At 41.5% G+C, this 25,473-nt stretch carries 29 protein-coding genes; 19 read left to right on the top strand and 10 right to left on the bottom strand.

Features of this window, described 5'->3' with window-relative positions; genetic code table 11:
• Window positions 1–33 precede the first annotated feature (33 nt).
• Window positions 34–1,092 carry a uroporphyrinogen decarboxylase gene (gene hemE / locus ACOQOA_RS09820; RefSeq protein WP_420548463.1) on the bottom strand — a complete coding sequence of 353 codons (1,059 nt, stop codon included), beginning with the start codon at window positions 1,090–1,092 and terminating at the stop codon, window positions 34–36.
• Window positions 1,093–1,603: 511 nt separating this feature from the next.
• Between hemE and ACOQOA_RS09815 the strand changes: the two genes are divergently transcribed.
• Genes ACOQOA_RS09815 through dnaQ form a run of 5 tightly spaced genes read left to right on the top strand, consistent with a single transcriptional unit; the run spans window position 1,604 to window position 5,247 of the window.
• Complete coding sequence (locus ACOQOA_RS09815) at window positions 1,604–2,446, top strand: pyruvate, water dikinase regulatory protein (protein ID WP_420548462.1); 843 nt, start codon at window positions 1,604–1,606, stop codon at window positions 2,444–2,446.
• Window positions 2,447–2,468: 22 nt separating this feature from the next.
• A complete protein-coding gene (locus ACOQOA_RS09810; protein ID WP_420548461.1) occupies window positions 2,469–3,071 on the top strand; it encodes a Maf family protein in 603 nt (200 codons plus the stop codon).
• A 10-nt stretch (window positions 3,072–3,081) separates the two neighbouring features.
• Window positions 3,082–3,915 carry a shikimate dehydrogenase gene (locus tag ACOQOA_RS09805; protein ID WP_420548460.1) on the top strand — a complete coding sequence of 278 codons (834 nt, stop codon included), beginning with the start codon at window positions 3,082–3,084 and terminating at the stop codon, window positions 3,913–3,915.
• Between the two features lies 1 nt (window position 3,916).
• Window positions 3,917–4,549: a dephospho-CoA kinase gene (gene coaE / locus ACOQOA_RS09800; RefSeq protein ID WP_420548459.1), complete on the top strand. Its 633-nt coding sequence runs from the start codon at window positions 3,917–3,919 to the stop codon at window positions 4,547–4,549.
• Window positions 4,550–4,554: 5 nt separating this feature from the next.
• Complete coding sequence (gene dnaQ, locus ACOQOA_RS09795) at window positions 4,555–5,247, top strand: DNA polymerase III subunit epsilon (RefSeq protein WP_420548458.1); 693 nt, start codon at window positions 4,555–4,557, stop codon at window positions 5,245–5,247.
• 33 nt (window positions 5,248–5,280) lie between these two features.
• On the opposite strand, the gene secB is transcribed toward dnaQ, so the two are convergent.
• A complete protein-coding gene (gene secB / locus ACOQOA_RS09790) occupies window positions 5,281–5,787 on the bottom strand; it encodes a protein-export chaperone SecB (protein WP_420548457.1) in 507 nt (168 codons plus the stop codon).
• A 105-nt stretch (window positions 5,788–5,892) separates the two neighbouring features.
• Window positions 5,893–6,426, bottom strand: a complete 534-nt coding sequence (locus tag ACOQOA_RS09785; RefSeq protein ID WP_420548456.1) for an FxsA family protein — start codon at window positions 6,424–6,426, stop codon at window positions 5,893–5,895.
• A 235-nt stretch (window positions 6,427–6,661) separates the two neighbouring features.
• On the opposite strand from ACOQOA_RS09785, the gene ACOQOA_RS09780 reads away from it, so the two are divergent.
• The 6 genes from ACOQOA_RS09780 (at window position 6,662) to ACOQOA_RS09755 (ending at window position 12,500) form a co-directional block, all read left to right on the top strand.
• A complete protein-coding gene (locus ACOQOA_RS09780; RefSeq protein WP_420548455.1) occupies window positions 6,662–7,366 on the top strand; it encodes a Tim44/TimA family putative adaptor protein in 705 nt (234 codons plus the stop codon).
• Between the two features lie 23 nt (window positions 7,367–7,389).
• Window positions 7,390–8,814, top strand: a complete 1,425-nt coding sequence (locus ACOQOA_RS09775) for an MltA domain-containing protein (protein WP_420548454.1) — start codon at window positions 7,390–7,392, stop codon at window positions 8,812–8,814.
• A 78-nt stretch (window positions 8,815–8,892) separates the two neighbouring features.
• Window positions 8,893–9,699, top strand: coding sequence for a (Fe-S)-binding protein (locus ACOQOA_RS09770; protein ID WP_420548453.1), 807 nt, complete (start codon window positions 8,893–8,895; stop codon window positions 9,697–9,699).
• An 11-nt stretch (window positions 9,700–9,710) separates the two neighbouring features.
• Window positions 9,711–11,165, top strand: a complete 1,455-nt coding sequence (locus tag ACOQOA_RS09765) for a LutB/LldF family L-lactate oxidation iron-sulfur protein (RefSeq protein WP_420548452.1) — start codon at window positions 9,711–9,713, stop codon at window positions 11,163–11,165.
• The gene (locus tag ACOQOA_RS09760; RefSeq protein ID WP_420548451.1) at window positions 11,165–11,866 is read left to right on the top strand and encodes a LutC/YkgG family protein; all 702 of its coding nucleotides are present in this window, start codon (window positions 11,165–11,167) and stop codon (window positions 11,864–11,866) included. Before ACOQOA_RS09765 ends, ACOQOA_RS09760 begins: the two co-directional genes overlap by 1 nt.
• A complete protein-coding gene (locus ACOQOA_RS09755) occupies window positions 11,856–12,500 on the top strand; it encodes a Smr/MutS family protein (RefSeq protein ID WP_420548450.1) in 645 nt (214 codons plus the stop codon). Before ACOQOA_RS09760 ends, ACOQOA_RS09755 begins: the two co-directional genes overlap by 11 nt.
• A 3-nt stretch (window positions 12,501–12,503) precedes the next feature.
• Here the strand turns inward: ACOQOA_RS09755 and ACOQOA_RS09750 are convergent, their stop codons facing one another.
• Window positions 12,504–13,196 carry a hypothetical protein gene (locus tag ACOQOA_RS09750; protein WP_420548449.1) on the bottom strand — a complete coding sequence of 231 codons (693 nt, stop codon included), beginning with the start codon at window positions 13,194–13,196 and terminating at the stop codon, window positions 12,504–12,506.
• 59 nt (window positions 13,197–13,255) lie between these two features.
• Here ACOQOA_RS09750 and ACOQOA_RS09745 point away from each other — a divergent pair, with 59 nt between their 5' ends.
• Window positions 13,256–13,612, top strand: a complete 357-nt coding sequence (locus tag ACOQOA_RS09745) for a helix-turn-helix domain-containing protein (protein WP_420548448.1) — start codon at window positions 13,256–13,258, stop codon at window positions 13,610–13,612.
• Window positions 13,613–13,633: 21 nt separating this feature from the next.
• Window positions 13,634–14,542: a hypothetical protein gene (locus tag ACOQOA_RS09740; RefSeq protein WP_420548447.1), complete on the top strand. Its 909-nt coding sequence runs from the start codon at window positions 13,634–13,636 to the stop codon at window positions 14,540–14,542.
• A gap of 33 nt (window positions 14,543–14,575) precedes the next feature.
• On the opposite strand, the gene hslU is transcribed toward ACOQOA_RS09740, so the two are convergent.
• Window positions 14,576–15,886 carry an ATP-dependent protease ATPase subunit HslU gene (gene hslU / locus ACOQOA_RS09735; RefSeq protein WP_420548446.1) on the bottom strand — a complete coding sequence of 437 codons (1,311 nt, stop codon included), beginning with the start codon at window positions 15,884–15,886 and terminating at the stop codon, window positions 14,576–14,578.
• 11 nt (window positions 15,887–15,897) lie between these two features.
• Window positions 15,898–16,473, bottom strand: coding sequence for an ATP-dependent protease subunit HslV (hslV, locus tag ACOQOA_RS09730; RefSeq protein WP_420548445.1), 576 nt, complete (start codon window positions 16,471–16,473; stop codon window positions 15,898–15,900).
• Between the two features lie 276 nt (window positions 16,474–16,749).
• Between hslV and hisB the strand changes: the two genes are divergently transcribed.
• Genes hisB through ACOQOA_RS09700 form a run of 6 tightly spaced genes read left to right on the top strand, consistent with a single transcriptional unit; the run spans window position 16,750 to window position 20,268 of the window.
• Window positions 16,750–17,349, top strand: coding sequence for an imidazoleglycerol-phosphate dehydratase HisB (gene hisB / locus ACOQOA_RS09725; protein ID WP_155153375.1), 600 nt, complete (start codon window positions 16,750–16,752; stop codon window positions 17,347–17,349).
• A 24-nt stretch (window positions 17,350–17,373) separates the two neighbouring features.
• A complete protein-coding gene (gene hisH / locus ACOQOA_RS09720) occupies window positions 17,374–18,006 on the top strand; it encodes an imidazole glycerol phosphate synthase subunit HisH (protein WP_420548444.1) in 633 nt (210 codons plus the stop codon).
• An 18-nt stretch (window positions 18,007–18,024) separates the two neighbouring features.
• A complete protein-coding gene (gene hisA / locus ACOQOA_RS09715; protein WP_420548443.1) occupies window positions 18,025–18,744 on the top strand; it encodes a 1-(5-phosphoribosyl)-5-[(5-phosphoribosylamino)methylideneamino]imidazole-4-carboxamide isomerase in 720 nt (239 codons plus the stop codon).
• Between the two features lie 4 nt (window positions 18,745–18,748).
• Window positions 18,749–19,531: an imidazole glycerol phosphate synthase subunit HisF gene (gene hisF, locus ACOQOA_RS09710; RefSeq protein ID WP_155153372.1), complete on the top strand. Its 783-nt coding sequence runs from the start codon at window positions 18,749–18,751 to the stop codon at window positions 19,529–19,531.
• A gap of 9 nt (window positions 19,532–19,540) precedes the next feature.
• Window positions 19,541–19,873 carry a phosphoribosyl-ATP diphosphatase gene (locus ACOQOA_RS09705; RefSeq protein WP_420548442.1) on the top strand — a complete coding sequence of 111 codons (333 nt, stop codon included), beginning with the start codon at window positions 19,541–19,543 and terminating at the stop codon, window positions 19,871–19,873.
• Window positions 19,874–19,902: 29 nt separating this feature from the next.
• Complete coding sequence (locus ACOQOA_RS09700; RefSeq protein ID WP_155153370.1) at window positions 19,903–20,268, top strand: histidine triad nucleotide-binding protein; 366 nt, start codon at window positions 19,903–19,905, stop codon at window positions 20,266–20,268.
• 114 nt (window positions 20,269–20,382) lie between these two features.
• Here the strand turns inward: ACOQOA_RS09700 and ACOQOA_RS09695 are convergent, their stop codons facing one another.
• From ACOQOA_RS09695 to ACOQOA_RS09680, 4 genes are all read right to left on the bottom strand, one after another.
• Window positions 20,383–20,541: a hypothetical protein gene (locus tag ACOQOA_RS09695; protein WP_420548441.1), complete on the bottom strand. Its 159-nt coding sequence runs from the start codon at window positions 20,539–20,541 to the stop codon at window positions 20,383–20,385.
• Window positions 20,542–20,690: 149 nt separating this feature from the next.
• Entirely contained in the window at window positions 20,691–21,920 is a 1,230-nt protein-coding gene (locus tag ACOQOA_RS09690) for an MFS transporter (RefSeq protein ID WP_420548440.1), read from the bottom strand.
• Window positions 21,921–22,035: 115 nt separating this feature from the next.
• The gene (locus ACOQOA_RS09685; RefSeq protein ID WP_420548439.1) at window positions 22,036–22,497 is read right to left on the bottom strand and encodes a hypothetical protein; all 462 of its coding nucleotides are present in this window, start codon (window positions 22,495–22,497) and stop codon (window positions 22,036–22,038) included.
• A 253-nt stretch (window positions 22,498–22,750) separates the two neighbouring features.
• A complete protein-coding gene (locus ACOQOA_RS09680; RefSeq protein WP_420548438.1) occupies window positions 22,751–25,381 on the bottom strand; it encodes a caspase family protein in 2,631 nt (876 codons plus the stop codon).
• Between the last annotated feature and the right edge of the window lie 92 nt (window positions 25,382–25,473).

Below are 25,473 nucleotides of genomic sequence, written 5' to 3'. Positions count from 1 at the left end.
CTGAAAACCTTATTTTTTGGAAGCAGAAAATCCCTATACGCGTCCACGAACCAAATCGACCAATCTTTCTACATGAGAAACTGGTGTTTCTTTGATAATGCCATGACCAAGATTGAAAACAAAAGGCTGGCCGGAAAGATCTGCAAGAATGTTCTTCACCGCTTTATCCAATTCTTCACCGCCAGCTAAAAGAATTTGAGGATCCAGGTTACCTTGCACACAAACTTTGTCTGCTAAATTTTCTTTCGTCCAACCGGTTGGAACGGTTGTATCCAAACCAACACAATCCACACCTGTTTCTTCCACATAATTTGGATACATCAAACCTGCCCCACGCGGAAAACCAATCACAGGAATATCTGGATATTTTTCTTTAATCGCTTGGGTAATCTTCTTCGCAGGTTCCAAACAGAATTTACGGAACTCGCTCTCTGCCAAAACACCAGACCAACTGTCAAAAATTTGAACAGCTTCAACACCATTTTCAATTTGTGCCAATAAATAATCAGTTGTGGAACTGGTCAAAATATCAATAAGCTTTTGAAAACCTTGCGGATCTTGATACGCCCAGGATTTTGTATTGGCAAAATCTTTACTGCTACCGCCTTCAACAACATAAGTTGCAACCGTCCAAGGGGCACCAGCAAATCCTATTAAAGCTGTATCTGGATAGGTTTCATCCAGATCTTTGCGAATACGACGGATGGTTTCATAAACAGGTTCTAGGCGTTGATGGAGCCAGGCTTCGTTAAAATTCGCTAACTCTGCGGCTGAACGAACAGGCTTTAATTTAGGGCCTTCGCCCTGCACAAAGGTAACTTCTTGTCCCAATGCATCCGGTACAACCAGAATATCTGAAAACAAAATAGCAGCATCAAATCCAAATCGACGAATTGGCTGCATGGTAACTTCATGTGCCAATTCCGGTGTGTAACATAATTCTAAAAAACCACTCACAGAACGGCGGATCGCCATATATTCTTCCAGATAACGTCCTGCCTGACGCATAAGCCACATAGGTGGGTTCGTATGTGTCTTTCCTTTTAAAGCATTGATAAAAGGTTTCTCAGTAGTCTGAATTGGATTTGTCACGGGATTGAAAACCTATTTTTTAGAAGAGTGTATAATTTCTAGATCATTCAGATAGCCTATCCGGCCTTACAAATAAATATATATATTAATTATTAATAAGAAGGATGTAGTAGTTGTTGTGCACTGAATCATGGGGATTAAATTTTATTCTACCTTTTTTCCACAAGATTTTAGAAATAAATAAAACTGTGAATAACTGTGGAATAAAAATATATAAGATATTGAAAATAAAAAGTTATTAGGATTTATACAATTTTGTGATTAAGTCGATTTTTTGAAGATTCGATATCAAAACATTCACAATAGGGGAAAAATAGATTCACATTTGTGCAACTGGTCATAAGTTTTGTTTCGGAATCTGGGAAAGTTGGGGGTGAATAGTTATCCAGAAAAATATCTACAGGTTATCCCCAGACTTTTCAGTAAAGTTATACAATTTCTTGTGCAAAAGGTGAATTTCGTCCAAAAAGGCTCAGTTAAAGATATTTGATTTAAAAACGGGAAGAAAACCGTGGCGACATTCCATCTTCATCTTGTTTCGGATTCCACAGGGGAAACCGTTGAACATATTGCCCGTGCAACTCTGGCACAGTTTGAAAGTGTGACAGCAATAGAACATCAATGGCCCATGATGCGATCGGTTGGGCAGGTAGAACAAGTTATCCAAAATATCTTGGAAAATCCGGGTGTTGTTATGTACACTATGGTGAATGAGGAAATGCGTCAGGCTATTCAGGCAGCTTGTCGTCGTCATCGTCTTCCTTGTATTTCCTTACTTGATCCGGTGATTAGCTTCCTTGGGAATTATCTGGGTGTAAAAAGTAAAGGACAGCCAGGTCGGCAACATAATCTGGATGATGAATATTTCGAACGTATTGATGCCATGCAATTTGCGTTGATCCATGATGATGGACAGGCACCATGGGATTTAGAAGCATCAGATGTTGTTTTGGTAGGCGTATCCAGAACTTCAAAAACACCAACCTGTATCTATCTGGCCAATCGTGGATTGAAAGCAGCAAATGTACCTTTTGTACCTGATGTGGTGATGCCGCAAGAATTATTAAAACTTGATCCAAATAATCCTGATTACCCACTTGTCGTTGGTTTAACCAAAGATATTGATAGTCTGGTACAAATTCGTAAATCTCGCTTACGTCATTTATCTGATAAAGAAGATACAGGCTATGCAGATATGGATAAGGTAAAAGAGGAAGTTGTCGCCTGTCGTCGTCTTTGTGCGGAACATGGATGGCCAGTGATTAATGTATCGCGTCGATCTATTGAAGAAACAGCGGCTGCGGTGATTAAACATGTTGAAATGCGAAAAACCCGTCTCCAAGAAAAAAACTGATTACATAAAAAGAGCTCTCAAAATGACCGAAACAAGTTTGGTATTGGCATCTGCCAGTAAAACCCGCGCAGCTTTACTTCAAAATGCAGGAATTAATGTCACTTGTGACCCAGCAAATGTAGATGAAGATAGTGTTAAAATTTCTTTAAAAGGTGAGGGAGCATCTGCCGTTCAAGTGGCTGAGACCTTAGCTGAGTTAAAGGCGCAAGCTGTATCTCGTCGCCATCCGGGTGTAATGGTTATCGGGGCAGATCAAACATTGGATTGTGAAGGTCACTGGTTTGATAAGCCTGAAAATATGGATCAGGCACGAGAAAATTTAAAATTTTTCCGTGGTAAAAAACACCGCCTTAATGCAGCAGTCTGTATTGTTAAAGACGGACAGCGCCTTTGGCATGTAAATGATCCGGCTGAAATGCATGTACGTGATTTTTCAGACGAATGGCTTGATTGGTATTTAAACACTGTAGGAGATGAAATTTGTGATTCCGTTGGTGGATATCGTCTGGAAGGGCCGGGATCACAATTATTTGCAACGGTTCGTGGTGACTATTTTACAGTTTTAGGATTACCTTTATTACCGTTGATGCAGTTTTTACGTGGTCATAAAACTATTTTACCATAAGAGATAAAAGATGAAAAAAGCAGTAGTGATTGGCTGGCCAATTTCCCATTCTTTGTCCCCCCGTCTTCATGGTTTTTGGCTGGATAAACTTGGTATAGAAGGCAGCTATGAGGCATTACCGGTTGAACCTGAAAATCTAGGTGATTTTGCCAATAAATTGAAATCTGGTGAATTGGGGTTAATGGGAGCTAATGTAACGGTTCCTCATAAACAGGAAATCATGGCTTTTTGTGATGAAATCTCCCCCTTGGCAAAACGTATTGGTGCTGTGAATACTTTGGTCGTTCGCGATGGAAAATTACAGGGAAGCAATACTGATCATTACGGTTTTAAAACAAATTTAGAAGCCAGCGGAAAATTACCTGAAACTCCATCAGGTGCGGCGATTGTCCTTGGGGCAGGTGGTGCATCCCGTGCCGTTTGTACAGCCTTGGAAGAATTGGGATATAGTCCGATTTATCTGTTGAACCGAACTGTGGAAAGGGCTGAGGAAGTTGCCAATGATCTAGGTGGATCTATTATTGCTGGCCCTTTATCTGATCTTTCAAAATATATGACTGAATGTCAGATTTTGGTAAACAGCACATCTTTAGGGATGAAAGGCCAAAATCCTTTGGATATTGATTTATCAGATCTTCCAAAAGACGCTGTCGTTACTGATATTGTTTATAATCCATTAATAACAGGTGTGTTGGCGCAGGCTAAAAGCCGTGGAAATCCGATTGTGGATGGGATCGGTATGTTATTGTTCCAAGCAATTCCTGGCTTTGAAAGTTGGTTTGATCCTTCTGAAAAACCAGTGGTGACTGAAGAGTTACGTCAGCATATGTTAGAGGTTCTCTAAGATGATTGTTCTGGGCTTAACCGGCAATATCGGGATGGGAAAAACCACAGTTGCAGGTATGTTTCACTATCTTGGATTTCCTGTACAGGATGCTGATAAAGTTGTTCATGAATTAATGGCAAAAAATGGCGAAGCTTTACTTGATGTGGAAAAAGCTTTCCCGGGAATAGTTGATGAAGACGGTGTTGATCGAAAGAAACTTGGGGATATTGTCTTCAAAAATCCAGAAAAATTAAGAGAATTAGAAGAAATTCTTTATCCCTGGGTTGGAAAAAAGAGAGAGAAATTTCTTGAAATGGCAATGCGTAAAAATGCAGAAATAGCTATTTTAGATGTGCCGCTTCTTTTTGAAAAAGGTTTGGATGAACTTTGCAATTATACGGTCTGTGTAAGGGCCCCGGATATTATTCAAAAACAACGGGTTTTGGCCCGTCCAAATATGACGGAAGAAAAATTTAAAGAAATCAAAGCTCAACAAATGCCAATTCGTCAAAAAATGGCGAAATCCGATTTTGTTATTCAGACAGGCCTGAATAAGGGCTATACTATGAATGAAGTGAAACAAGTGGTTGAACAACTGCTTGATCCTGAATTTCATAAACAATATCAAATGCGTAATAAGGAAAGAAGATAAACAAAATGCGTGAGATTGTTCTTGATACCGAGACCACGGGATTTGATCCATTTAGTGGTGACCGTATTGTGGAAATTGGCTGTGTAGAATTAGTCAATCGCATGCCAACGGGTGAAGTTTATCATCAATATATTAATCCTGAACGTGATATGCCGGAAGGCGCTTTTCAGGTTCATGGTCTTTCTGAAGAATTTTTGGCTGATTTTCCCACATTTCGTGAAGTAGGACAGGCCTTTTTGGATTTTATCGGGGATGGCATGTTGGTGATCCATAACGCCGCCTTTGATATGAAATTCTTAAATGCAGAATTGGAATGGATGGGATTACCTAAAATCCCCATGAGTCGTTCTATCGATACTTTGGCGATGGCAAGGGCAATGTTCCCAGGAGCACAAGCTACATTGGATGCGCTTTGCCGGCGTTTTGATATTGATAATACCTCACGTACCTATCACGGCGCGTTGCTTGATTCTGAACTTTTGGCGGATGTATATCTGGAACTTACTGGTGGTCGACAACCGGGTCTTGAACTTGCCGAAGACGGAAAAGGTGGAACTGGTGGATTATCAGCCGGCGGGATAAAGAAATCTAATAAACCTGTTCGTCCTGCCCGTCCGCATAAAGCACATGATGAGGAACTTGTAGCTCATGCGGCCTTTTTAGACGAAAAAGTCACCGACCCCATCTGGAACCGGTGACCTCAAAATTTCGACTAAAATCGTTTACCGAAATTAGTTTACGGCTTCGCCTTCTTCGCGATTTGCCATTTCAGCTTTTGCTGCAGCAATGCGTTGACGGAACATGTCCACGAAATCAACAGGTGCCAAATTGATTGGCGGGAAACCTGTGTTGATAACGGAACTTGTCAAAATTTGACGTGCAAATGGGAAAAGCATACGTGGAATTTCAATGAAAAGGATTGCTTGCAACATATCCTGCTTTAAATCACTAACAGCCACAATTGAAGAATATACCAATTCTGTTTGATGTTGTACTTCACCATCTTGTTCAGATTTTGCATGTAAGTGCAAAGAAACTTCGAAATCTTTTTCCGCCAATTGGTCCAATGTCACATCCACATTCACAGATAACTGTGGGTTTGTTGGGGCTTTTTGGAAAATGTGGGGTGCATTTGGCACCTCAACAGATAAATCTTTTAAATATTGATGAATAATTTGAAACGCAGGTGCTTGTGCTTCTGCTGCGCCTTCAGCCTGATTTTCAGCTGTATCTGACATGTAAAAAATCTCCGAAAAAATAGTTCTGAATTTCGCTAACATGTCCCACAGGTTGAAACAATAGTTATGGTTAAATTTTCCATATATTCAGCGATATTCAGAAAATTATGATGTTTTGTCACTATCCATATTTATTTGTTTGGATGAAGATGTTGTATCTTTCTTAGGATGTACTTCTTCAAATTCACCATCAATGACATCATCACGATTATATGTTCGATCAAATGGGGCACCCTGATTAAAATTCGCACTTTGTCCAAACTGACTTTGTTGCATGCGAATATGGCCGTTCTTTTTGATCCATCCCCAAATAGTTGCCCCTAATGATTTTCTAAAGGGAGGAATAAGTAAGGTAAATCCGATAGCATCTGTTAAAAAACCAGGGGTAAGCAATAATGCCCCTGCAACAAGTAGACAAATCCCTGTAAAGACTTCTTCCATAGGTAATCGATTTTGGTCTAGATTACTTTGTGCCTTGGTTAAAGCATCCAATCCTTGCTTGCGAACCAAAGCGGTGCCAATGAAGGCAGTCGCTAAAACGGATGCGATTGTCCAACCAACACCGATTTTGTCTCCAATTTCGATGAATAAGAAGATTTCGATGATTGGAATAATTATAAAAAGAAGTAAAAGGGGCATCTTGCTCTTTCGGGTGTGAATACCTATGTATTTAACAGAATTCTGCTTGTTTTCTTCTCATTATTTAGGAAGCAAATAGAAAATCTGCAAGTGAAAGCTGTAAAAAGCGATTTTTTCAGCTAAAATATGTGCCTCCCTGTTGCCATTTTGTCGATATAGGTCCATTTTATCCACAAAATCGTATATATTTGTATATACTTACATAAAGATCACGTTTCTTCATTGAGAATTAAAAATGAACGGCATTCCTATTTTCGATATTATTTTATTTGCTGGCGTTGCGATTTTTTTAATCCTGCGTCTTGGTTCTGTGTTGGGCAAACGCACAGGCCATGAAAACCCGCCCAAAGCTTACAAAGACATGATGGATGCTGCTAAAAAAGCAGATGAAGAGGCAGAAGCAAAAGAAAATGACGAAGTCGTTGTACCTTTGCCATCTTTGAAAGAACGTCATGATCGTGAATTTGATGAACAGCAACTAGAAGGTCCACTTCAAGAAAGTTACGTCAAAATTCAAGCTGCTGATCCAAGTTTTTCTCCGGCCCAGTTTTTGGATGGTGCCCGTGCGGCATTTGAATGGATTTTACGGGCTTATGTCGAAGGTGATCGTGAAACATTACGTAATTTGTTGGCAAATGATGTCTATGAAAACTTTGACGGTTCCCTGTCTAATCGTGAATCATTAGGTCAACGTTTAGAAGAAATGTTGGTTGGCATTGATAGTTGTGAAGTTATTGAAGCTGAGATGGATGGATCTGTTGCGAAAGTCACCGTGAAATTAAAATCTAAACAAGTGAATGTGCTTTACAACAATATGGATGAAATCGTTTCTGGTGATCCAAATAAAGTTGTTGATGTGACTGATATTTGGACTTTTGCACGTGATACTCAATCTCGTGATCCAAATTGGTCTTTGATTGCGACACATAGTCCAGAATAACAAACTTCAAGATTTTAAGTTTTATGGCTGATCAATCACCTGACAAACAGAATTCTATGAGCAGGCGGAATCCGAAGGGTCCCGCCTTGTTTGCAGGTGTTGGAATTGGTTTAGCCCTAGGCATTTTAGCGACTTCCTTTATTGCGCCGTATTTCTTGAAGCCTGAAGAAAAAATCAAAATTGTTATTCAGGAAAAAGAAGTCATTAAAGAAATCATCAAGGAAGTTCCAGTTCCTGTGAAGGAACCAGAACCGAAACCGGAAGAGGTCAAGAAACCTGAAGGTCCTGCGATTAAACTGACCAAAGCCAGTTTTACAGATTTACCTGGATGGTTGAATGATGATTTTGCAGGTATTGAACAGGCATTACAACGTAGTTGCAGCGCCATTCAAAAACGTCCTGCGGATAAAGAAATGGGTCGTGGGCATGATGCTATTCCTATGACTTATGGGGATTGGCAACCGATATGTGCTAGATTTTCAGAGTCTCCGGACCTAGTTGCTGGTAAGTCCAACCAGTTGATGCGTGAATTTCTGGAAAAAGAATTAACACCTTACCTTGCTGCCAATAATGAAGAGACCTTTGGCAAATTCACAGGTTACTTTGAAGCCGAACTTAAAGGCAGCCGTCAAAAAACAGATATCTTTAAATATCCGCTTTATGGCAAACCAAATGATCTTGTCTCAGTTAATCTTGGGGAATTTTCTGAAGACCTAAAAGGCAAACATGTGATTGGCCGTGTTGATGAAAATCAGAAATTTAAACCTTATCATCAACGCGGTGCTATCGAAGCAGGGGGGCTTGATCCACAAGGTTTACAGCTTCTCTGGATTAATGATCCAGTTGATGTATTTCTGTTACAAGTGCAAGGGTCCGGTCGGGTAATTTTACCTGATGGTGGTGTTGTTCGTGTTGGCTATGCGGCTCATAATGGTCATAAATATCAGTCAATCGGACGTTATCTGATTGAACAGGGCGAAATTGAAAAACATAAAGCGTCTTGGGGTGGAATCCGCAACTGGATTGAACAAAATCCGGATAAACAAGCGGATCTATTTGCACAAAATCCACGTTTTGTATTTTTCCGTGAACTGGATGGAGATGGTCCTATCGGATCACAAGGTGTTGCCTTAACACCAAAACGCAGTTTGGCGGTTGATCAACGTTTTATCCCATTGGGTAATCTGATTTGGCTTGATACGGTTCAACCGGGCGGATCTACGGATCCATTGCAAACCTTATTGGTAGCGCAAGATACAGGTGGTGCAATCAAGGGGCCCGTGCGTGGCGATTTCTTTTGGGGATATGGGGATAAGGCACTTGCAAAAGCAGGTCGTATGAATTCCAAAGGACAATATTTTGTATTGATCCCAAATAGTGTGGCAGATCGTTTGTCACAAGAAGTTGAAGAAGAAGCGGCTTCTGAAGAAACATCTGTGCCAAACTAGGACTGGCACCTTTCCAAAAAATCGCTAAAATGCGACAAAATTACGAAAAAATAAAATATCAGTATTGTAGGATCGATGATGTCGAAACATGCCGAAAAACCAGCTTATACAGTTGGTCTATTTGTCACATGCCTTGTGGATGTGATGCGCCCTAATGTCGGATTTGCCGCAGTAAAGCTTTTGGAAGATGCAGGTTGTCAGGTGGCGGTACCTGAAAGTCAAACTTGTTGTGGGCAACCTGCTTTTAATTCCGGCGATAATGCAGATACAGCCAAGATTGCCAAAGCTGTGATAGAGGCATTTGAAGGATTTGATTATGTGGTGGCGCCAAGTGGGTCTTGTGCCGCCATGATCAAAGAACATTATGCAGAATTATTTGATACCGATCCTCATTGGGCGGGGCGTGCCCATGAATTGTCGGCCCGAACTTATGAATTAACATCTTTCCTTGTTGATATTTGTGGGATGCAATCCGTTGAAGCATCACTGGATGCGAAAATTACATATCATGACAGTTGTTCGGGCTTACGTGAGCTTTCGGTCAAAGAACAGCCACGAAAATTATTAAAATCTGTTGATGGACTTGAAATTCAGGAAATGAAACGTCCGGAAACCTGTTGTGGTTTTGGGGGAACATTCTGTGTAAAATATCCTGAAATTTCCGGCAAGATTGTGGATGAAAAATCAGATGATATTATCTCCACGGATGCGGATATTTTATTGGCGGGCGATTTAGGGTGCCTTTTAAACATGTCAGGAAAGATGCATCGCAAAGATGCCCCGGTAAAAGCTTATCATGTGGCCGAAGTCTTGGCCGATATGGCAGATGGTCCGGCGATTGGCGCCCCATCAAAACCTTTCACCCTTGATAGTTTGAAGAAATAGGGGGTAGGGATATGCAATCTACCACTAGGAATTTCAAAAGTAATGTCTCTTCAGCGTTGAAGAATGACAACCTGCAAGAAGCACTAGGTAAGTTGAAAGTTGGCTTTGTTGAGCGTCGTGCCGCAGCGGCCGAAAAATTACCTGAATTTGATGCCTTACGTGATCAGGCACGAGATATTAAAAATCACACGTTACAGAATATCGATCTTTATCTCGAAAGATTTGAAGAGAAAGTCACAGCGCAAGGTGGTCACGTGCATTGGGCCCGTAATTCCCATGAAGCCTGCCAAACGATTTTAGAAATTTGCCAATCGGTTGATGCCAAAATGGTAACCAAAGGCAAAAGTATGGTTTCAGAAGAAATCGGATTGAACGCTGCTTTGGAAAAAACAGGCCTGGAAGTGGTTGAGACGGATTTGGGTGAATATATCATCCAACTTCGTAAAGAGGCTCCAAGCCATATTATTGCGCCTGCTGTGCATGTTCTTAAAGATGAAGTAGAAGCTGATTTTCGCGAAGCCCATACCGACCTTGATCCAGATCGTCAGCTGGAAGAACCAACACAATTGGTGCATGAAGCCCGTGAGGTTCTACGTCAGAAATATTTGGATAGTGATGTTGGTATTACCGGGGCCAACTTCCTTGTAGCTGAAACTGGAACCAGCATCATTGTCACCAATGAGGGGAATGGCGATTTAACCCAGACCTTGCCTAAGGTGCATATCGTAATTGCCAGTATGGAAAAAATTATTCCAACACTTGAGGATACTTCAGCTGTCCTTCGTGTCTTAGCCCGTTCTGCAACGGGGCAGGAATTTACTTCCTATACGACTTTTTCAAGTGGCCCACGACGCGAAGAAGATCCTGATGGTCCAGATCAATACCATGTTGTTATTCTGGATAATGGGCGAAGTGCGATGTTGGGTACTGAATTTCAGGATATGTTGCGTTGTATCCGCTGTGGGGCCTGTATGAACCATTGTCCGGTTTATGGGGCTGTGGGTGGTCATGCATATGGCTGGGTTTATCCGGGACCAATGGGATCCGTCTTAACCCCAAGCTTTATTGGGGTGGAAGAAGCAGGTCATTTACCCAATGCGTCTACCTTCTGTGGGAGATGTGAAGAAGTTTGCCCAATGCGTATTCCCTTGCCAAAAATGATGCGTCATTACCGTCAAAAGGAATTTGAAGGTAATATGAATGCAGCGCCGGTTCGTTGGGCCTTGAAAGCCTACGGATTTATGGCAACCCGTCCAAAGCTTTGGCGTATGATCACAGGCATAAAAGCGAAATTTGCTTATACCTTATCCGGCGGTAAAGGACGGTTCCGTAAATTGCCTCTTTGGATGGGTGAATGGACCAAACATCGTGATTTTCCGGCTTCCCAAGGCAGTAGTTTCCAATCCCAATGGAAGAAAAAGGGTGGGGCAACGTCTCTTAGCGAATTGAAGAAGGGTACAGAATAATGGAAAAGAATATGGAAGCCCGAAATCAAATTTTTGCCTCTATTCGCCGATCAAAAGAACGCGGTGGTGTTAAATCCGATCCAAAAGCTGTTGAAAAACGCCTCACTGAACATCCTGCAGGTCTTATTCCAAAACGCAGCCAGTTGGAAAAAGCTGAACAAGTAGATCTATTTCAGCAAATGGCGGAAAATGTTCAAGCATCCGTGGTGCGTTTGAAATCTGATCAGGATATTCCAGCCGCTGTATCGGATTATCTTGCCCAAAAGAACTTACCTGCGCGTATAAAATTATCTGGTGATGAAAGATTGACCAATCTGCCATGGTCAGAAAATGCAGGACATGTTTCCTTATTAGAAGGGGCAAGTGGTGGTGATGATCTGGTAAGTCTGGCTGTCAGTTTTGCAGGTATTGCTGAAACAGGCACCTTGGTTTTACATTCAGGGCCAAAAGGTCCAACCACACTTAATTTCTTACCTGAAACCCATATGGTCGTTTTACGCGAAAGCGATATTGTCGGGGCTTATGAGGAAGCGTGGGCGCGTATTCGCAAACAACAGGCGGATAAAGGCGAAGAATTCTTGCCACGCACCGTTAATATGATTACAGGTCCATCCCGAACAGGGGATATTGAACAAACAATCCTGTTAGGGGCCCATGGTCCACATGCACTTCATATTTTAATGGTTGCTGATGACGCGTAAAAAGAAATCTTCTGATGCTGGTAAGGTGACAGATACTCATAAGGCCAAAACACATAAAGATGGTCTTTGGGATATTGTGTCTAAAACCGCAAAACCGCTAGAGGGACGGGAATATCTCTATAGTCAGCATCTAGAAGGGTTTTTATCCAGTCATGAAGATGTTTTTGAATCAAAAAAACATTCTAAAAAGCCTGTTCATGTACATCGCAAAAATCATAAACCTGATGTGGTACAAAAGGTGACACATCCGCCCTCCAAATCGCAGTTAAAACTGAATGTCTTGGGGATGTTGGAACATGGGGATAGCCCGGGGGTGGATAAGCGCACCGCCCAACGCCTAAAACGCGGTAAGATGTTGATTGATGCCAAAGTTGATTTACATGGATATGGTTTGGAACAAGCCCATATCCGTTTGAGCAATTTTGTTCAATCCTCTTATGCCGCAGGTCATCGTTGTATATTGGTGGTGACAGGCAAAGGGGAAAAAAATATGGGGGCGATAAAGCAATCGGTTCCGCGCTGGTTAAATGATGCGCCTTTGCGCGATAAGATCTTGTCTTTTAGCTTTGCCCAGATTGAAGATGGCGGCAAAGGTGCACTTTATGTTCTGCTAAAACGTAAGCGGGACTATTGAAAGTTACAATGAATTATCAGCAAATGGATTTTTCTTGGTAATTATCTTGCCAAAATCTCTCATAAAATCTGCATATTCGGCACGTAGATATAGATGGATATTATCTGTATGAATGGCTTTATGTAATTCGGGTTTTATATCAATCTGTCCAATATTAAAGGCATGATCAACTAACGGCTGTTCCGATAAAAACGCGTTGATTTCCTGATTTTGATAAGCCTTTAATATTTCGTCATAGCTATAATATAGAATAACCTTAGCCATATCTTCATCTCTATGCGCATCTGCATATTTCTCTTGCCAGACAGACCCTAGAACAACCCCTTTTGGGATTTGATTGTTTACCTTTGAGCCAGGGAATTTAAAGACACCTTTTACCAAGTCTTTTAAAACAGGTGGGTTTGAACGTATGAAATCAAATTGATATTTTTCCTCAACAACAGGAAATCTGAGTAAATCGCCGTCAAGTTTACCTGTGTTTAAAAGTTTGATTATCCGTTGTCCAGGCACTTTAACGATTGTAATTTCACATTCTAATTCGTTGAATATATTTGTATATATTGAAGTGATCTCTTCATGGGCGATGGCTTCTGACATGGCCCCAACTTTTTTTGGACAATAGTCATTTGCACTGGCAATATGATGAAAGCCAAAGATAAAGATCAAAATAATAGATGTTTTATGCATTAAAGACATTGTAAAACCACCCCATTACTAGGGGTATAATAAAATCCTAATAAAAGTAAAAGTAATTTATGACACCATTTGGGCAAAAACTAAGAGATCTGCGTAAGGAACGTGGCATAACGGCAAAAGAAATGGCGAAGGCTCTTCAATTATCTCCACCTTATTTATCAGCGCTGGAACATGGCCATCGTGGTAAGCCAACCACAGTATTGATCCATCAGATATGTGCCTATTTCGGGATTATCTGGGATGATGCCGAAGAACTCCAACGCCTTGCTGATGTGTCTCATCCAAAAGTTACCATAGACACAAGCGGCCTTTCACCCGAAGCAACTCGCCTTGCTAATTTACTTTCTAAAAAAGTTAATAAACTCAATGAGGAAGAGATTGAAAAGCTTTTAGAAATAGTTGAAAATTCAAAGTAAGTTAATTGTTGTGGGGGAATTATGTACAAAATTCTTGTTTTAACCGTATCGATTTTTTTAGTCGCATGTAGTCACGCCAGTAGCAGTCTTAATGTAATGGATGTTTCAAAACATTTTAACTCTACAGAATATCATGGGGAATTATCTGAAATTTCAACATCTTTTAAGCAGAAGTTTCGAAGTTACAAGAATGCAGATGTTATCTGGTCTACATATGTACATACCCCTCGTTTGCGAGAAGTGTTTAATTTAAGGGGTAAACTAGACTCAAAATCTAGCCATGGCGTTATGCATGAAAAAATCTATGACTTTGAATCAAATTCAAAGATGCAGATGGCTTTTTGGCGTAATTTACAACATACAACGGCTTGGCCTGACAATGATATCAATCCGGTTAAGGCAACACTGATTAGCTGTAGTAAAAACAATTTGGGACAAATTATTGATTTTGCACTTATAGACAAAGACAAAAATAAAGAAGGTAAGGCATTACAAATTGCTCAACGAGGTTTGTGGACGCTGTTTAATATTTTGACCATTCCTATGGGGGAAAATGAACTTAAAAAAGGGGAAACTGAAATTTATCTGGGAGATAAAGAGGCCGCTGAAAAAACAGTTCTGGCTGCAATAATTGCTGGAGAAACAATATGGAACTCTCGACCTAGTATCAAACTAGAATTTGAGGGGATAACACAAGTCACTAGTGAAGAGAATAAAGATACATCTTATGATGTTAATCTCTCTGGATATCTGCTTATAGACAAATATACAGGCTCAACGGTTTTGTTGGACATGGAAAGTGAACTAGATTCGAAGCACTGGGGTGCAGATTTATATATTAGAAATATTCTAGAGGTTACCCTTGATCCTACAACACCATTTTTGACAGATCATTTTGCTCAAAGAACACAAAAAGCCGCCCAGTTATGAGCGGCTTTTATCTTTATGATTTATAAAATATCCTTAGAGGATAAATTTACTTAAATCTGTATCTTGGGCCAGTTCAGCAACACGTTCGGTGACCATTTCAGACGTAATTTCAATGGTTTCACCGGAACGATCTGTGGCGGTGAAGCTGATTTCTTCAAGCAAGCGTTCCAGAACCGTATGCAGGCGACGGGCGCCAATATTTTCCACGGTCTGATTGATTTCCGCAGCCAATTCCGCAACACGTTTGATGGCATCGTCTTTGAAATCCAATGTCACATCTTCCGTACCCATCAAAGCGATATATTGCTTGATCAGGCTGTTTTCCGGTTCGCGTAAGATGCGGTCGAAATCTTCTTCGGAAAGCGGGTTCAGATTCACACGGATCGGCAAGCGACCTTGTAATTCTGCCAATAAATCAGATGGTTTTGCCTGATGGAAAGCACCGGATGTAATAAACAAGATATGATCTGTCTTCACGGTACCATGTTTGGTGCTGACGGACGTGCCTTCGATTAATGGTAAGAGGTCACGTTGTACACCTTCACGGGATACATCGCCGCCCTGACGGTCAGAACGGATGGTAATTTTGTCAATCTCATCAATGAAAACGATGCCGTTTTGTTGCACATTTTCCAAAGCTTCTTCGGTGATCTTGTCATGATCGACAATTTTGTCAGCTTCTTCACTGATTAGAATTTCATGTGATTCAGCAACAGTTAGTTTACGGGTGCGTTTGCGACCGCCAAAACTGTCACCTAAAAGATCACCCAAATTCATCATCCCCATAGAGGCGCCTGGCATGCCCGGGATATCCATGGATGGCATAGATAATGTGCTGTTATCTTTCACGCTGATTTCAATTTCTTTGTCATCTAACAAGCCATCACGCAATTTCTTGCGGAAACTGTCACGGGTGGCTTCGGTGGCATTCTCACCTACTAGTGCATCCAACACACGGTTCTCTGCGTTGGCTTCCGCACGGTTTTTCACAGAGGCTTTTTGTTGTTCTGTGGCCATGGTAATAGCAACTTCCACCATATCACGGATGATTTGTTCCACATCACGGCCCACATAACCAACTTCGGTAAATTTGGTTGCTTCCACTTTAATGAATGGTGCATTAGCCAATTTTGCCAGACGACGTGCGATTTCGGTTTTACCGCAACCTGTTGGTCCAATCATTAGGATATTTTTAGGAAGGACTTCTTCGCGCATGTCACCTGTCAATTGTTGACGGCGCCAGCGGTTACGCAGGGCAATTGCCACTGCACGTTTCGCATCATTTTGCCCTACAATGTAGCGGTCCAGTTCAGATACGATCTCTCTTGGAGAAAAGGATGTCATTTGAAACTCTCTTATAAGCTTTCAAGGGTGATATTATTATTTGTGTAGATACAGATATCGCCAGCCACCTGCATGGACTTACGCACGATTTCTTCTGCATCCAAGCCGTCTACATCAATCAGGGCACGGGCTGCAGATAAGGCAAAATGCCCACCGGATCCAATACCGATAATGCCATCATGAGGTTCAATCACATCACCTGTACCGGATACGATTAAGGATACATCTTTATCCACAACTGCAAGCATGGCTTCTAATTTACGAAGATAGCGATCTGTCCGCCAATCTTTTGCTAATTCTACGCAGGCACGGGTCAATTGATTTGGAAATTGTTCCAATTTAGCTTCCAAACGTTCCACCAATGTAAAGGCATCGGCCGTTGCACCGGCAAATCCAACAAGCACTTTGCCACCTGCAATGGGGCGTACTTTTTTGGCATTTGGTTTGAATACGGTATTTCCAAGGCTGACCTGACCATCACCAGCGATAACAACTTTTCCTTCTTTGCGAACGGATAAAATTGTGGTGCCGTGAAATACAGGGGCGCCATGGGCGTTATATACGGGATCATAAGTATTATCAGTCATGTCATGGGATATGGGACAGATTACCCGTTTGGTCAATGCCTGAATGCTAGGAAAACAGGGAATGGATTAGATTTTGTATAGAAAAACAATCCATTAATCGATGAAATAACTTTAATTTCCCCATCTAATCACTTGAATATACAAGTTAAAAAACATCTTGAAATGATCGAATGTCCTTGTTTTTTGCGAATTTTAGGGGCATTTGTAGCTTGCCCGACAAAGATTATTTGTCGGGAGACGAATTTTGTAAAAAAATTAATTTCAGGATTTAAACTAATGCGTCAGGCAAGTGTAGAGCGTAACACAAATGAAACCCGGATTTCCGCAAATGTGAATCTAGAGGGCAAAGGAACCTATGATGTTGAAACAGGCATCGGGTTTTTTGATCATATGATGGAACAGCTTAGCCGACATAGCCTGATGGATTTGCATTTACGGGCCCAAGGGGATTTACATATCGATTTTCATCATACCGTTGAAGATACAGGTTATGTGATCGGTGAAGCCGTGAGCAAAGCGTTGGGTGATCGCAAAGGATTGACCCGCTATGGACACAGCTATGTGCCAATGGATGAAACACTAAGCCGTGTGGCGCTGGATTTCTCTAACCGTCCTTATTTGATCTGGAATGTGAAATTTACCCGTGACAAGATCGGGGATTTCGACACCGAATTGTTCAAGGAGTGGTTTGCGGCATTTAGTCAATCTGCGGGTGTAACCTTGCATGTTGAAAATATCTATGGCGAAAACCAACATCATATCATCGAAAGTATCTATAAAGCATTAGCGCGTGCCCTGCGTATGGCTTGGGAAATTGACCCGCGCAAAGCTGATGAAATTCCATCTACCAAAGGTACCCTTGGCGGTTCCTTATAATATTAGTTTAAGGAAATTAGATAAATGACTGTTGCCATTATTGATTATGGCTCTGGTAATCTTCGTTCAGCGGCGAAAGCGTTTGAACGGATGAGCGATGAAAAAGTGATTGTGACTTCGGATCCAAAAGTGGTGGAAGCCGCAGATCATATAGTGTTACCGGGTGTTGGGGCTTATGCAGATTGTCGTGCTGGTTTACGTGCTGTTGAAGGTATGGAAGATGCTTTACAAAAAACAGTGATCGAAGCTGGGCGACCCTTCCTTGGAATTTGTGTGGGAATGCAATTGCTTGCAACCATTGGCGAAGAATTTGGTGGAACTGAAGGGTTGAACTGGATCCCGGGTCATGTGAAGGCTATTGAGCCAGATGACGCTAGTTTGAAAATCCCGCATATGGGATGGAATGAATTGCATGGTGTGGATGAAAGCCGTCATCCGGTTTTAGATGATCTGAACCATGGGGCTTATGCCTATTTTGTGCATAGCTATCATTATGTGCCGGATAATGCGGATCATTTATTGGCAACCACACCTTATGGCCAAACGATTACTGCCGTGATCGGGCGTGATAATATTGTCGGAACTCAATTCCATCCTGAAAAAAGTCAGGAAACTGGTTTGCGCTTAATTAAGAACTTTCTTGGCTGGAAGCCATAATTGTAAGGAAACTGAAAGATGATTTTATATCCGGCTATTGATTTAAAAGATGGCGAATGCGTACGTTTGTTGCGCGGTGACATGGATGTTGCCACAGTTTTCAACGATGATCCGGCAGCCCAAGCCAAGGCTTTTGCAGATGAGGGGGCTGAATGGCTTCATGTGGTTGATCTCAATGGTGCCTTTGAAGGCAAGCCTGTGAATGCAGATGCAGTTGATGGTATTTTAAAGGCTTCTTCCATGCCTGTTCAATTGGGTGGCGGTATCCGTTCTGTGGCACAGGCCGTTGATTGGGTAGAACGCGGTCTAAGCCGTGTTATTTTGGGTACAGTGGCGATTAAAGATCCCTCCGTGGTGATTGAAGCCTGTAAAGAGTTACCGGGTAAGGTGGCTGTTGGGATCGATGCGCGTGATGGTTTTGTAGCTGTTGAAGGCTGGGCTGAGGTGACTGAGATCACAGCCCTAGATCTTGCAAAGAAATTCGAAGATGCAGGCGTTGCAGCAATTATCTATACGGATATTGAACGTGACGGTGCGATGCAGGGACCCAATACAGAAGCAACATCTAAATTGGCAAATCATGTGAGCATTCCGATCATTGCCTCTGGTGGTGTGTCTAATCTGGATGATTTATCTGCATTGAAAGCCGCAGGGAATATCAGTGGTGTGATTTCCGGTCGTGCGCTTTATGACGGACGTATTGATATCGCATCTGCCTTGAAATTGTTAAAGGACTAAGGAAATGCTGACAACACGTGTAATTCCTTGTCTGGATGTGAAAGACGGACGCGTTGTAAAAGGCGTGAATTTCGTTGGTTTGAAAGATGCAGGCGATCCGGTAGAGCAGGCTAAGATATACGATGCCGCTGGGGCGGATGAATTAACTTTCCTTGATATTACGGCCAGTTCTGACAATCGCGAAACCATGTATGATGTGATTAGCCGCACGGCAGAGGCGATCTTTATGCCGTTGACCGTAGGTGGTGGTGTGCGAGAACCGGAAGATATCCGTAAATTGTTATTGGCGGGTGCGGATAAGGTTTCCATCAATACGGCAGCGGTTCATAATCCGGACTTTGTGAAAGTGGCGGCGGAAAAGTTTGGTTCCCAATGTATCGTGGTGGCTATTGATGCAAAAACGGTTGCGCCGGGTAAATGGGAAATCTTCACTCATGGGGGTCGTAATCCGACAGGTATTGATGCCATTGAATGGGCAAAACGCATGGTTTCTTTAGGGGCAGGTGAATTGCTTGTGACCTCCATGGATCGTGATGGTACTAAAGCAGGTTTTAACAATGAAATGAACCGCGCCATTGCTGATGCGGTTTCTGTGCCGATTATCGCGTCTGGTGGTGTGGGTAATCTGGATCATCTGGTGGAAGGGGTGACTTTGGGTCATGCCTCTGCGGTTCTAGCCGCGTCTATTTTCCATTTCGGGGAATATACAATTGCCGAAGCCAAAGCGCATATGGCCGCAGCTGGCCTGAATATGCGCCCTGTGAATGATAAACATCTGGATATGTAAGAGGTCCATATGTCTGAAATAAATGCATTGGTTCTAGATGAACTGTTTAAAGTGATTGAGAGCCGTAAGGGAGATGATCCGTCAACTTCCTATACAGCAAAACTGTTTACCAAAGGGATTGAAAAAATCGCACAGAAAGTCGGTGAAGAAGCGACTGAGGTGGTGATTGAATCTATTACGGGTAACCAAAAAGCTTTGACTTCTGAATCTGCAGATCTACTCTATCATTTGATGGTGCTTTGGGCAGATCAAGGGGTAAAACCGAATGATGTTTTTGCGGAACTTGCTAAACGTCAGGGGATTTCCGGCATTGATGAAAAAGCATCTCGTCCGAAAGATTAAGATTTCTATTCAAATAAGGGAGTTGGGCAATGGCCTATGATGATCAAAATATTTTCGCCAAAATCCTGCGTGGGGAAATCCCTTGCGACAAGGTTTATGAAGACGATTATGCTTTGGCATTTAATGATATTGCGCCTCAGGCTCCTTGTCATGTCTTGGTCATTCCGAAAGGTGCCTATATTTCCTGGGATGATTTTTCTGAAAAAGCATCTGATGCTGAAATGGCGGGATATGTCAAAGCAGTTGGCCATGTAGCCCGTCTTGCCGGTGTAAATGAAAGTGGATATCGCCTGATTGCTAATCACGGGGCTGATGCATTTCAGGAAGTCCCGCACTTGCATGTACATATCCTGGGCAAGCGCGCCATGAAGGGTATGTTACGCCCTGAAAAATAGGATTTGTATTTGGCAGACATTTCGTCTGCCTTTTCCATATGTATTAAATACACAAAAGCAGGCGCTTTTAGCAAGCCGCCTGCTTTTTTCATTCAATATATTCTCTATGGGTCGTTATCTGGCCCAGATATAAATTTGCAAAGACATAAGTGGTAAAAGCAATACGCCCGCCCAAACACCGATTTCTAATTTAAAGAAGAAGGTTGCAGCGTAAATTAAAATAACGACTAGGCCTGCAAGTACGAGCAAAATAGGTTTCAAAGCATCAGCCATTGTAAAATCCTCTTCGGTAACAAATTACCATAAAAACTGATCGGAATATAGGTGTTGCGAACGTAGAAATCATTGCGCTAGATCAATCGCACAAAAATTAATTTTGCATCGCGGTAACACCTTGATTTACCTTGTAATAATTCTAAAAATTATTCTGCCGCAACAGGGGTTGGCTTCACATGTCCAATGACGACTTCATTTCCTTCTTTTGGGTCATGAGGTACATTTAAGGCCAAAATCAATGAGATAACCGCCATAATTGCGCCTGCATAGAAAACAAAAGCAGGGCTTTCGGACCATAGGAAATATCCGAAGAGGAATGGGATACCAATGGCGGCAATATGATTGATTGAAAAGCTTACGCCCGCAGTCGATGCAATGTCTTTTGGATCGGCAATTTTTTGGAAATAACTACGTTGGGCGATCGCAAAAGCAAAGAAGAGATGATCCAGAACATATAAACCCGCGGCGATTTCTGCGGATTCAGTAAGGCCATAGCCTACAAAAACAAGGATCAAACCGATATATTCTACGATCAAGGCACGTCTTTCCCCCCATTTGGCGATCCATTGGCCTACTTTTGGGGCAAACCACATGCTGATTACATGATTGGCAAGATATAATAGGGTAATGGTTGCGACATCATAGCCGAATTTTTCCACCATCAAGAAGCCTGCAAATACCACGAAAATCTGACGACGTGCACCCCCCATAAAAGTGAGGGCATAGAAAAGCCAATAGCGTTTTCGTAAGATCATTTTCTTATGCTGCTCTTCCACGGGCTTGTGGTTTGGTAAGGCAAAGATCACATACAGAGTAAGCATAATACACAACCCGCCACCCGCAGCATAAACCCAGGCATAATCCAGCCCCATAAATTCCATCACAATCCAGATCATGGCATAAGCAATAAGGGATGTGAAAGATCGTGCAGCTGTTTGACGTCCCATGGATTTTGGCGCTTCATCCTTGCTCATCCATTGTAATGTCAAAGACATTTGCATGGTTTCATAATAATGAAAGCCAATAGACATAATGACGGTTGTGATATAAAGGCCCATGGCTGACGGGAAGAAGCCTGTAATAAATACGCCGCCACCTAACAGCAGCATGGATGTAATGGCCAGAGTACGTTCTCGCATAAAAAGAAGAAGGAAAACAGCTGCAAAAGCCAGAAAACCAGGTACTTCGCGAAGAGATTGTAAAATACCAATCTCTGTCCCTGTGAAAGCTGCTTTTTCAATGGTGAAATTGTTGAGCAATGTCATCCAAGTGGTAAAAGCCAAGGGCATAGCAGATGCCAGAATGATCAAACATCCTTCGGGCGAGTGCCAAAATTCCTTATTAGTAATTTTTTCTTTTAACCCATACCATTTCATAGCATTTACCCACTTATTTTCTGTAGTTAGAAGGCTAGTTATCAGGGAAAGCGATTACTTGGTCAAGAAACATGACTTGTGCCTTTAGGACACATATCCATTTTTGAAGACTATATCAGGGTAAGGTGTGTGTCTTGAGATGAACTTCCAACATACTTGCCGCAATGAACTTTGATATTTGGCCGTCCGTATTTTTATAGGGTAAGAACAGGCGTTCGGCAGGTAGGTCTTCATCATTGATTGCCTTAAAGGGGAGCTGTTTCACTGACGCTATTTCTTCGTCAACACAGACGTCATACCAGTCAATGATTTCACTTAGAAGGTTAAATATAGGAAGTTCATCCAAATATTTATTTCTATAATCTACATTCGCAAAATGAATAAGGCCATTTCCAACAATTTTGGCATAATATCGTCTCGGTTCTTGCGTGACTTCATATAAGGAAATGAAGGGAAATAATTTCTTTGGAAACGAAGATGGGTCAAGTTGGTTCTCCAGAGGGATTCCTCCGGCATTTAGATCATACCAATGATCATACAATTCCTGTAAAAGGCTTGATTTTATTTCCAAGCTCACAACATCCACCCCCCAAAGTAAATTACACGTATTTTTAGTGAAGGAATAAACAAGGTCAAGAAACAATATGTAATTTTAATAAAATAACATATAAAAATGGTAGTATAGTATGTCATCTCTGTATTTTATGTTATTATTCGGAGGCTATTTATAAGCTGTATTTATAAAAAAGGGACAAAGAAATTATTCTTTGTCCCCTAATTATCTATCCATAATGTCTTTCATAATTCAGAGTGAAAGACTGAAATGAACGCTAGTTTGAGATTTTCATCAACGCTTGGATTGTTTCAAAATCGTGATTAACAGCTTCATTCACGACCGCACGGGTATTACCAAATACCTGAGGGGTTTGACGGCGATTAAAGCGACGATCCGCTTCTTCACCCACGGCATCACGCAGATATTCAAGCATTTCTGCCACATTGACTTTACCATCTTTATTGCCAACTTTGTCAGCTTTACCAACAAAACCTTCAAGTAGATGTTTGGTAAATAAACCAAGGCGTACATCAGTATCCCATGAGGCAATTTCTTTCCCGTCCGCAGCTGTGAAAATAGTGCCATTGGTCAAAGTTAGGCTAGATGAGTTTGACCCCAAATATAGTGGGGAGGCAGATTTAACTAAAGTACCGCCTGCAGAAACACCAGAGAAACACGCATCCACAGCTAGAGTAATATTAACATTATTTAGCTTATTTAGGTTTTTCACCAATGTACTAAGAGCATAACCAGTAAATTCTGGTTTTTGCGGATCTGCATCTTTTGGCAACATCACCCCTGTACCTTCATCTGTCGGTATGCCATGGCCGGAATAAAAGACAAAAATATCTTTCATGCCTCGACGTGTTACACTGTCATACAGCTTGCCTTTATGATTGCTTTCACTACCAAAATGAGACATGAGGTCAGACTGATTTGGGTTTTCAAGAACGATTACATTTTCTTCCTTAAACCCACGTGTCTTGATCAAATATTGTTTGATGGCATCGGCATCATTTAGGGCAAAATCGACAGGTGGAATATCTTTGTTATCATAATCACGGACACCAACGAGTACTGCATAGGCATCGTTATTCACTTTGCCGCGTGGGAAGTTATAATCGGTGATACGTCCATAACCCAAATTAGTTGTTTTAGCTGTGACGGCGGCGGCTTCTACCACGGTTGTTTGTTTGTTAGATGTATTGGCCAAAGCGACTTTGATTGCTTTGTTGCGTTGATCAAATAAGTCTTGTTGAACCAACACATCAGCAGGCAGTTTCGAGCCCTGACGTCGGCGTTGGCGATAGTCAGCAATCACATCGTCAAAAGTAACCGTTTCAGGTTCTTCTAACCAATTTGCCAGCTCATCGCGAGTTACAGCTCCTTTTTTGATAGAAGATAAATCTGGATCTTGCTGATTTAAATCTTCAAGCACGATAAAGCTTTTATTGTTTTTCTTACTCAACGTGCCTTGAACATATTTATTTGTGCTTCGGTCAAGGACAAAATAATTCACGCTTGCTTGCTTTTCCGCACCAACCGTAACGCGTTGATATTGATAAGGTGTATAACGTTTATGTTCCACTTGAATAGGTGTATTCGCCAAACGATTATTAGCCTCGTTCAAACGTTCTTCAGCACTGGTAACGCCTGAAATACTTACAACAGAAGTCACTGCAGAAGCAAAAACAGCACCCCAACCGCTATCATAACCAGTGTTATAACTATTCAATTGTTGCTGTTGTAAGGCTTGTTGATAGGCGGCTTGTGCTTGTTGAAGCCCTAATTGTGCCGCATTAACTTCTTGTTGCGCAGCTGCATAGTCAGGATTAGGCAGCCAATCAGAATGCGTATAATAACGTGATTGAGATTTTGTTTTCCCTTGATCCTTAGATGTGGAAATCGCTGCCGCCAAATCAACAATCACTACATATCGGGCATTTTGAACAGCGTCATCTGATAGAACTTTTTCAAGATTGATAGATCTATTTAAAACATTCTTTTCTTTTTCGACTGAAATCGGAAAATCAATGGCGGTTTGTCCAATTCGATCCCGGCTCGGAATCTCGATCATTGTAATGCTGTCACGCAGATATTTACGTGATTTAATACCTTTGTTTTCCGCGCTTTGATAGATTTCCCAGGTTTCCATCAAATCCGGATCGCGTCCACCTGTTTTTTCCATAACCAAGGCATTTAGATAGGCTTTTTCAACCTTGGCTGCTGTTGCACTTACCAATTCCTTGTTAAGGGCATATTTTCCTAGAAATGTCTCAAATTGAGCAACATTTGCATTGGTAATATCATCTTCAATTTTATCAAAATTAGCTGAAATGAATTTAGATTTAGCAAGAAAAACAGGATATTCTTTAAAGAAATCTTTGCTGTCAAAATGATCAAAATCCGCAAATGCCTCTGGTGCTGTATCTGTAATTTGATCTCTAAATGTTTCTAAGTCTTTCGCATAGACATCAAAGTCTGTATTTCGATATTGTGGTTCTTTTAATAAGGAATATTGATTATATTCCGTTAGAATTGTTTCAGATTCTTCTAGGAAGTTTTTGGTGACAACCCAATCTTCAGCCCGTTGAGGCCATACCTGACTATCCAATTTATTTCTATGTACTTCTAAACGGCTTGCCAGGTTTTTGTTTAATTCTTGCGCTATATGGTCCAGTTGCGGAGTGAAGCCAGCCAGGTCAGCATTTTGTTTAAAGAAGGCTGGGTCACTTTCATAAACCAGAGCAGCTTGGCTCCAATTTCCAGCTAGATAGGCGTCATTAAACTCTTTACCTACACCAAAAACGGTATAAACGACACAACCGCTCAGAAATGCAGAAAAACCGCAGATCAATAGGCCCTTTTTAAAAGACGCAGACGGAATTTTAGTTAAATATTTCATTGCCGATAATCCCCCTCACCAGACAATATTATTTCGATCCTCAGCGTTTTTTTAACTGATTAATTCATTGATAAAAAGGTAAAATTGCTAAT

It is taken from the genome of Curvivirga sp. (assembly GCF_965219885.1).
In the GTDB taxonomy this organism is placed as follows: Bacteria; Pseudomonadota; Alphaproteobacteria; order UBA8366; family Aestuariispiraceae; genus Curvivirga.
Note: the sequence above shows the minus strand (reverse complement) of the source record. Positions and strands in the feature narration are given on the sequence as shown.

Bases quoted from the DNA above. Each gene is read 5' to 3' on its own strand.
- ACOQOA_RS09745 (WP_420548448.1), top strand. From the start codon at position 13,256: ATGACACCATTTGGGCAAAAACTAAGAGATCTGCGTAAGGAACGTGGC.
- ACOQOA_RS09755 (WP_420548450.1), top strand. From the start codon at position 11,856: ATGACGCGTAAAAAGAAATCTTCTGATGCTGGTAAGGTGACAGATACT.
- ACOQOA_RS09690 (WP_420548440.1), bottom strand. From the start codon at position 21,920: ATGAAATGGTATGGGTTAAAAGAAAAAATTACTAATAAGGAATTTTGG.
- hslU (WP_420548446.1), bottom strand. From the start codon at position 15,886: ATGACATCCTTTTCTCCAAGAGAGATCGTATCTGAACTGGACCGCTAC.
- hisF (WP_155153372.1), top strand. From the start codon at position 18,749: ATGCTGACAACACGTGTAATTCCTTGTCTGGATGTGAAAGACGGACGC.
- ACOQOA_RS09765 (WP_420548452.1), top strand. From the start codon at position 9,711: ATGCAATCTACCACTAGGAATTTCAAAAGTAATGTCTCTTCAGCGTTG.
- ACOQOA_RS09805 (WP_420548460.1), top strand. From the start codon at position 3,082: ATGAAAAAAGCAGTAGTGATTGGCTGGCCAATTTCCCATTCTTTGTCC.
- ACOQOA_RS09700 (WP_155153370.1), top strand. From the start codon at position 19,903: ATGGCCTATGATGATCAAAATATTTTCGCCAAAATCCTGCGTGGGGAA.
- ACOQOA_RS09780 (WP_420548455.1), top strand. From the start codon at position 6,662: ATGAACGGCATTCCTATTTTCGATATTATTTTATTTGCTGGCGTTGCG.
- hisB (WP_155153375.1), top strand. From the start codon at position 16,750: ATGCGTCAGGCAAGTGTAGAGCGTAACACAAATGAAACCCGGATTTCC.
- secB (WP_420548457.1), bottom strand. From the start codon at position 5,787: ATGTCAGATACAGCTGAAAATCAGGCTGAAGGCGCAGCAGAAGCACAA.
- ACOQOA_RS09785 (WP_420548456.1), bottom strand. From the start codon at position 6,426: ATGCCCCTTTTACTTCTTTTTATAATTATTCCAATCATCGAAATCTTC.
- hisA (WP_420548443.1), top strand. From the start codon at position 18,025: ATGATTTTATATCCGGCTATTGATTTAAAAGATGGCGAATGCGTACGT.
- ACOQOA_RS09810 (WP_420548461.1), top strand. From the start codon at position 2,469: ATGACCGAAACAAGTTTGGTATTGGCATCTGCCAGTAAAACCCGCGCA.
- dnaQ (WP_420548458.1), top strand. From the start codon at position 4,555: ATGCGTGAGATTGTTCTTGATACCGAGACCACGGGATTTGATCCATTT.
- ACOQOA_RS09760 (WP_420548451.1), top strand. From the start codon at position 11,165: ATGGAAAAGAATATGGAAGCCCGAAATCAAATTTTTGCCTCTATTCGC.
- hisH (WP_420548444.1), top strand. From the start codon at position 17,374: ATGACTGTTGCCATTATTGATTATGGCTCTGGTAATCTTCGTTCAGCG.
- ACOQOA_RS09775 (WP_420548454.1), top strand. From the start codon at position 7,390: ATGGCTGATCAATCACCTGACAAACAGAATTCTATGAGCAGGCGGAAT.
- ACOQOA_RS09680 (WP_420548438.1), bottom strand. From the start codon at position 25,381: ATGAAATATTTAACTAAAATTCCGTCTGCGTCTTTTAAAAAGGGCCTA.
- coaE (WP_420548459.1), top strand. From the start codon at position 3,917: ATGATTGTTCTGGGCTTAACCGGCAATATCGGGATGGGAAAAACCACA.
- hslV (WP_420548445.1), bottom strand. From the start codon at position 16,473: ATGACTGATAATACTTATGATCCCGTATATAACGCCCATGGCGCCCCT.
- ACOQOA_RS09740 (WP_420548447.1), top strand. From the start codon at position 13,634: ATGTACAAAATTCTTGTTTTAACCGTATCGATTTTTTTAGTCGCATGT.
- ACOQOA_RS09695 (WP_420548441.1), bottom strand. From the start codon at position 20,541: ATGGCTGATGCTTTGAAACCTATTTTGCTCGTACTTGCAGGCCTAGTC.
- ACOQOA_RS09705 (WP_420548442.1), top strand. From the start codon at position 19,541: ATGTCTGAAATAAATGCATTGGTTCTAGATGAACTGTTTAAAGTGATT.
- ACOQOA_RS09750 (WP_420548449.1), bottom strand. From the start codon at position 13,196: ATGTCTTTAATGCATAAAACATCTATTATTTTGATCTTTATCTTTGGC.
- ACOQOA_RS09770 (WP_420548453.1), top strand. From the start codon at position 8,893: ATGTCGAAACATGCCGAAAAACCAGCTTATACAGTTGGTCTATTTGTC.